Below are 6,611 nucleotides of genomic sequence, written 5' to 3'. Positions count from 1 at the left end.
GCGCCCTTCAACAGCTCTTCCCGCAGCCTCAGTTGCCCTTGACCGTGACCTTCTCGTCGTTGTTCAGCTGCTCCACCAGCTGCTTCACCTTGGCCTTGTCCCAGACCAGGTTGCCGCCGGTGCTGCCCGAGATCGGCATGTTCATCGACGTGCCCTCGCCGCCGGTGACGCCCTTCATCGCGAAGAACATGTTTCCCAGCGCCCAGAGCGACATGTCCTTGTCCACGATCAACGTGTCCAGGCCCGCGCCCATCGTGGGATACAGCTTGAACGGGTTGATGATCGTGGACGGGGTCGCCGTCTGGCTCGCCAGCGCCGCGAGGAACTTCTGCTGGTTCTTCGTACGGTCCAGGTCACTGCCCTCGAACGCGTAACGCGTACGGACGAAGGCGAGGGACTGCTCGCCGTTCAGCGTCTGCTTGCCCGCCTGGAAGTCGGCCCCGGACTTCTTGTCCTTGAAGGCCTTAGGGATGTCCATCTCGACCCCGCCGATCGCGTCCACGATCTTCGCGAAGCCGCCGAAGCCGATCTCGACGTAGTGGTCGATGTGCAGACCGGTGTTGAACTCGACCGTACGGACGAGGAGTTCGGGTCCGTCCTCGGCATAGGCCGCGTTCAGCTTCACCTGCCGGCCGGTGCCCTGGAACGTCTTCCCGGACTCCGAGCCCTTGAAGGTCGGGATCTCGACGTTGGAGTCGCGCGGCAGCGAGATCAGCGTCGGGCCGCTGGAGCCGTCGTGCAGGATCATCATCGAGTCGGTGCGCTTGCCCTCGGCCGAGCCGGTGCGCAGCCGCTTCTTCTCCTCGTCCGACATGCCCTCCCGGCTGTCGGACCCGACGATCAGGTAGTTCGTGCCGTCGCCGGACTCCGGCCGGTCGATGACCTTGGCGAGGTCCACCTCGCGCTTCAGCTTCGAGTCGGCCCAGAAGTACGTCGAGATCGAGACCGCGAGCACCACGACCACCAGGGTCAGCGCGCCGAGCTTGATCCGGCGCCGCCAGTCCGGGGCCGGGCGGCCCTGGACGTAACCCCCGTCACCGCCGCCGCGACGGCCACCGCCGCCCCGGCCGTCGGAGCCGCCGCTGCCCGAGCCGTAGACCTGCCCCGTGTTGTAGCCGCTGTCGTATCCGGGCTCGGGGCTGTTGCCGTAGCCGCCGTCCTGGTACCGGTCGTCGTACCCCTGGCTCTGCGGCGGCACCTGCGGCCGCTGCGGGGTACGGGGCTGGGACGGGCGGCGCTGGATGTGCGGCATCGCCCGCGCGCTCTCGGGCTGGGGGCTGGCACTGCCCCGCCCGTAGCGTTCGCTGCGGTCGCCGGTCCGTCGATCGGGCCAATCGTTCATCCGACCAGTGTGCCGTCCCGGCCCACGGCTACTACAGGGTGTAAGGGAAATCGCACCAGGGCTGTTGCGAACCTGATGCATTCTGCGGGAGCACGGCACCCGCATAAGGTGGACGGTATGACAGATCAGGCCACTGACGTAACAGATCCGGCCAACCGGCCGGAGGGTGAGATTCCGGGCAAGCCGACCGCGGCGTCCCGGACCACCCTCAGCCACATCATGACCGGCAGCGACACCAATCTCCTCGGCACGGTGCACGGTGGCGTGATCATGAAACTGGTCGACGACGCCGCGGGCGCGGTGGCCGGCCGGCACTCCGGCGGGCCCGCCGTGACCGCGTCGATGGACGAGATGGTCTTTCTGGAGCCGGTCCGCGTCGGTGACCTCGTCCATGTGAAGGCCCAGGTCAACTGGACCGGCCGCTCCTCGATGGAGGTCGGTGTCCGCGTGATGGCGGAGCGCTGGAACGAGTCGACCCCCGCCCAGCAGGTCGGCAGCGCCTATCTGGTCTTCGCCGCTGTCGACGGGGACGGCAAGCCGCGCCGCGTACCGCCGGTGATCCCCGAGACCGAGCGTGACAACCGGCGCTACCAGGAGGCGCAGATCCGGCGTACCCACCGGCTCGCCCGCCGCCGGGCGATCAAGGAACTGCGCGACAAGCGCGCCGCCGACGGCATCGACGACTGAATCCGGCCAGGCAGCCACCCCGGGCCCCGTCCGGTCATGGCCGCCCGGTCACGGCCCTACGGGCACACCACCTCGTCGCCCGTCACCGGGGAGAACTCGCCCGTGTCCCGGCTTTCCGCCTTCACCCGCTGCACCTTCGTGAAGTCCGAGCCCACCGTCACCTTCATCTGCGGGCCCTGGCCCTCCACCGCCTTCAGCTCGCTTCCGGGCAGCGCCGTGGCCAGGGTCTTCACCGACCGGTCCCAGCGCGGGTCGTACTCCACGAGCGTCCGCTTCAGCTCCCGCACCTCCCCGTTGAGCGGGGCCTCGGTGGTGGCGAACCCGGTCGCCCGCAGCGCCTCGTCCACGGTCCGGCCGAGCCCGGCCTTCGGGGTTCCGTTGTAGACCTGCACCCCGACCTCCTTCGGTGCCACGTCCACCAGCGTGGCCGGGGCCTTTTCCGCTCCGGCCGCCGGCTTCGGCGCGGCCGGGGCCAGCGGCTTGTCCTCGCGCAGGGCCTGAAACAGCTTCTCCGCCTTCTTCGCGTCCCACTGCACCGTCGAGCCGATGCCCTTGACCGGGAAGCTGGGGTTGCCGATGGGCACGGACGCGAACTCCGACGAGGCAGGACCGAAGCCCTTCATCGCCTTGCCGAGCGCCAGCATCTGCTCCGTACCGAAGCCCTTGTCGGCCCGGACCGAACTGAGCACCGAGGCCGAGACCTGCTGGAACTTCACAGGGTTCAGCAGCACCCCGCTGCCCGTCGCCTGTTTGATCAGGGCCGCCATGAACTTCTGCTGGCGCTCCATCCGGCCCAGGTCGGCGGCCACGTCCACATGGCGCGAGCGCACGTACTGGAGCGCCTGGCCGCCGTCCAGCTCATGCGTACCCGCGGTCAGGTCCAGACCGGTGTACGAGTCCTTCATCGGCCGCGCCGTGCAGATCTTCACCCCGCCCACCGCGTCCACCGTCTTCATGAAGCTGGTGAAGTCGACCTCCAGATAGTGGTCGATCTTGACCTTGGTCATGTTCTCGACCGTCTGCACGGTCAGCGTGGGCCCGCCCTCCGCGTACGCGGCGTTCAGCTTCACCGGGTGGCTCTCGTGACGCTTGCCCGTGGTGCGGTCGGTGTGCGCGGGCATCTCGGCGTAACTGTCCCGGGGGAGGCTGACCACGCTCGCCCGCTGCCGGTCGGCCGACAGATGGACCAGCATGATCGTGTCCGTGCAGTGGCAGGGCGCGCCGCCGAGCTTGTACTTCTGCTTCTCGGCCTTGGTGATCGTGTCCCGGCCGTCGGTGCCGACGAGCAGCAGATTCGTACCGTTGCCGCCCTCGGGACGGTTCTTCATGTCCTTGAACGGGTCGACCCGGCCGATCCCGCCCTCCAGGCTGCTCACGATCGCGTGACCGATCCCACCCGCCCCCAGCACCAGCACCGACAGACCGGTGGCCACCCGCATCCCCCAGCGCGGCCGCTCGTCCTGCTTGCGGCGGCGGACCGGCCGGGTGCCCTGCGGCGGGCGGCGGCGTGGGGGAGTGGCGCGGGGCTGCGGCGGGCGCTGCGGTCGCTGCGGCGTGGGCACGGGGGGCGACACCTCCGGGGTGCGGGAGAGACACCTCTGCGGTGCAAGGGGGACCATCGCACGGTAGGCCCATACGATCTCCGCTCCGGCCCGCGACCCGGCGGCGCGCACCGGTGTCCCCCATTCGCGGTAACGTGGCGGCCGAATAACGCCGTCTCCCGGGGCGCCCGCCGCCTGCGGCGCGGAACCCCCGGCGCCCCCGAGGACCACCCGAGGACCACATGTCTGCCGCGCAGTACCCCGCCGTCTCCGTGATCATGCCGGTGCTCAACGAGGAACGCCATCTCAGGAACTCGGTCCGGCACATCCTGGAGCAGGAGTACCCCGGTGAGATGGAGGTCGTGATCGCGCTCGGCCCCTCCGCCGACCGGACGGACGAGATCGCCGCCGAGCTGGTCGCCGAGGACCCCAGGGTCCACACCGTGCCCAACCCCACCGGCCGCACCCCCGCCGCCCTCAACGCGGCGATCAAGGCTTCCCGCCATCCGATCGTCGTCCGCGTCGACGGCCACGGCATGCTCTCGCCGAACTACATCGCGACCGCCGTCCGCCTCCTGGAGGAGACCGGCGCACAGAACGTCGGCGGCATCATGCACGCCGAGGGCGAGAACGCCTGGGAGGAGGCCGTCGCCGCCGCGATGACCTCGAAGATCGGCGTCGGCAACGCGGCCTTCCACACCGGCGGCCAGGCCGGCCCGGCCGAGACCGTCTACCTCGGCGTCTTCCGCCGCGAGGCCCTGGAGCGGGCGGAGGGCTACAACGTCGAGTTCATCCGCGCCCAGGACTGGGAGCTGAACTTCCGCATCCGCGAGGCCGGCGGGCTGATCTGGTTCTCGCCCGAGCTGAAGGTCCAGTACCGCCCGCGCCCCACGGTCAAGGCGCTCGCCAAGCAGTACAAGGACTACGGCCGCTGGCGCCACGTCGTCGCCCGCTACCACGCCGGCTCGATCAACCTCCGCTACCTGGCCCCGCCGACCGCCGTCGTCGCCATCGCGGCGGGCCTGGTCCTCGGCGCGGCCGTCACCCCGTGGGCCCTGGTCGTCCCGGGCGGTTACGTGGCCGCGATCGTCGCCGGCTCGCTGCCCGCCGGCAAGGGCCTCTCGCTGAAGGCCCGCGCCCAGATCCCGGTGGCGCTGGCGACCATGCACATGTGCTGGGGCTTCGGCTTCCTCACCAGCCCCCGGTCCCTGGCCAAGCGCGTCATCGCGAGCCGCCGCCCGGCGATGACCGGCAGCAGCGAGACCGTCTGAGACGACGACGTACGAGAGGGGTTCCGATGCTCGGCGTCGGGGCCCTTCGTCGCCTGCGCGTGCCGCTACGGGGTCACCAGGTGTAGTTCGGGTTGACCTTCATGCAGGCCCCCTCCTCCTCGCCGTTGAGGGCGCCCGCCGACTCCGGGGTCTTCTCCGTGCCCTTGGACACCGGATACGCCCCGTCCTCGCGCCAGTCCGCGCCCACCGCGAGCGAGATCCCCGAGACGTCGGTGGACCTCTTCACCTGCGACAGCGGAATCCCGAGCGCCTTGGCGACCGCCTGTGCGTCGCCCTCCAGGTCCGCGCTCGGATACAGGATCCCGGTCCGCGCCGCCCCGGTCACGTTGTTCGCGTCGACGCTGGTCCGCCCGAAGCCCGCGTTCTTCAGCTGGTCCGCCACGTCACCGGCCCGCCCCGAGGCCGGGCCGAGCGCGTCGGTGGCGGTCCCGTTCCGTACGGAGACGGCGATCTCGCCGACCGGCGCGGACGAGTCCTTGGGCTCCTCCTGCTTCTTCCGCTTGGAGGCCTTGCCGTCCAGCGGTACGTCGTCCCGCACCATCCGGAACAACTGCTCGGCGTCGCCCGCCTTCGGGTACACCCGCCCGTTGTTGACGCCGGTGCCGTACACGTTCGGCATGGTCGACATCGTGATGCGCTTCGTCGGGACCTTCTTGAACTCCTCGGCCAGGTCGTAGAGCTTCTTGACCGTGTCCAGCCCCTTGTCGACCGTCAGCGCCTTGGTGGCCGCCTCGGCGAGGTTCATCAGCTTCGCCGGGTCGGTGAGCTTGGTGCCCTTGCGCAGCTGACGCACCATCGAGTTCATGTACTGGTGCTGGGCCTTGGCCCGCCCCAGGTCGGTGTTGTCCTCGAAGCCGTACCGGGTGCGCAGCCACTGGAGGGCCTGCTCGCCCTGGATGGACGTGGTGCCCTTCTCCAGCTTCAGCCCGGAGCCCTTGCCGTCGGCGCTGCGCGAGTGGATGTTGGCGTCGACACAGACCGGGACGCCGCCGATGGCGTCGGCCATGGACACCACACCCGCGAAGTCGATCATCATGAAGTGGTCGATCCGGATCCCGGTCAGCTCGTACCAGGTGGCCACCGTGCACCCCGGACCGCCGCGCCCCAGGCTCTCGTTGGTCTGCACGTCCCCCTGGCTGGCCGGGAAGACCTCGCCGTCCGGGGCCGTGCACTTCGGCATCTTCACCATGGTGTCGCGCGGCATGCTGATGACGGACAGATTGCTGCGGTCCGCGGAGAGGTGGAGCAGCATCTGTACGTCGGCGAGCGGCGGGGCCCCGAAGGTCTCCTTCGCGCCGCCCAGCTTCTGGTTGGCCTTGGAGTCCCGGGCGTCGGAACCGATGAGCAGGATGTTGAGCGGGGTCTGCCCGGCGGCGTTGGCCTTGTGGTCGGCCATCTGCTTGTCGCCGAGGGTCAGATCCTCTTTCCTGATGTTGCTGTTGAGGTACTCGTAGTAGACGTAACCGGCGCCGCCGGTGACGAGTATGAGCACGGCGAGCACGGAGGCGCTCCAGCGGAGCACCCGCCGCTTGCCGCTCTTGGGCGCCCGGCGGCTGCTGCGCCCCCGCGCGGCACCTCCGGAGCCTCCGCTGCCGCGCCGGCCCTTCGCGGCCCGGCGGCCCCCCGGCGCGCCCTCGCCGCCCCCCGGCCGGTCACCGTCGGCCCCGTGCGGGCTTTCGTCGCGGTCGAGTCGACCGGAGCGGCGGACGCGTGATCGCGTCCCCTCCCCGGACATGCTGCTCCGTCCCA

General features: G+C 70.2%; 5 protein-coding genes. 2 read left to right on the top strand and 3 right to left on the bottom strand.

The window, feature by feature from the left end; translation table 11 throughout:
* Positions 1-28 precede the first annotated feature (28 nt).
* On the bottom strand, positions 29-1,342 hold the full coding sequence (locus ACFWM7_RS15585) for an LCP family protein (RefSeq protein WP_383260505.1): 1,314 nt from the start codon (positions 1,340-1,342) through the stop codon (positions 29-31).
* Between the two features lie 117 nt (positions 1,343-1,459).
* On the opposite strand from ACFWM7_RS15585, the gene ACFWM7_RS15580 reads away from it, so the two are divergent.
* On the top strand, positions 1,460-2,029 hold the full coding sequence (locus ACFWM7_RS15580; protein WP_383260503.1) for an acyl-CoA thioesterase: 570 nt from the start codon (positions 1,460-1,462) through the stop codon (positions 2,027-2,029).
* 56 nt (positions 2,030-2,085) lie between these two features.
* Here ACFWM7_RS15580 and ACFWM7_RS15575 read toward each other — a convergent pair whose 3' ends face one another.
* On the bottom strand, positions 2,086-3,468 hold the full coding sequence (locus ACFWM7_RS15575) for an LCP family protein (protein ID WP_383260510.1): 1,383 nt from the start codon (positions 3,466-3,468) through the stop codon (positions 2,086-2,088).
* A gap of 344 nt (positions 3,469-3,812) precedes the next feature.
* On the opposite strand from ACFWM7_RS15575, the gene ACFWM7_RS15570 reads away from it, so the two are divergent.
* Entirely contained in the window at positions 3,813-4,841 is a 1,029-nt protein-coding gene (locus tag ACFWM7_RS15570) for a glycosyltransferase family 2 protein (protein ID WP_383260502.1), read from the top strand.
* Between the two features lie 73 nt (positions 4,842-4,914).
* Here ACFWM7_RS15570 and ACFWM7_RS15565 read toward each other — a convergent pair whose 3' ends face one another.
* A complete protein-coding gene (locus ACFWM7_RS15565) occupies positions 4,915-6,597 on the bottom strand; it encodes an LCP family protein (protein ID WP_383260499.1) in 1,683 nt (560 codons plus the stop codon).
* Positions 6,598-6,611: the final 14 nt, after the last annotated feature.

This window comes from Streptomyces sp. NPDC058375, assembly GCF_042723425.1.
Taxonomy (GTDB): domain Bacteria; phylum Actinomycetota; class Actinomycetes; order Streptomycetales; family Streptomycetaceae; genus Streptomyces; species Streptomyces durocortorensis.
This window is presented reverse-complemented; position numbering and strand designations above follow the sequence as displayed.

Excerpts from the sequence above, each read along its gene's own strand:
- ACFWM7_RS15575 (WP_383260510.1), bottom strand. The coding sequence starts at position 3,468 with ATGCGGGTGGCCACCGGTCTGTCGGTGCTGGTGCTGGGGGCGGGTGGG.
- ACFWM7_RS15565 (WP_383260499.1), bottom strand. The coding sequence starts at position 6,597 with ATGTCCGGGGAGGGGACGCGATCACGCGTCCGCCGCTCCGGTCGACTC.
- ACFWM7_RS15585 (WP_383260505.1), bottom strand. The coding sequence starts at position 1,342 with ATGAACGATTGGCCCGATCGACGGACCGGCGACCGCAGCGAACGCTAC.
- ACFWM7_RS15580 (WP_383260503.1), top strand. The coding sequence starts at position 1,460 with ATGACAGATCAGGCCACTGACGTAACAGATCCGGCCAACCGGCCGGAG.
- ACFWM7_RS15570 (WP_383260502.1), top strand. The coding sequence starts at position 3,813 with ATGTCTGCCGCGCAGTACCCCGCCGTCTCCGTGATCATGCCGGTGCTC.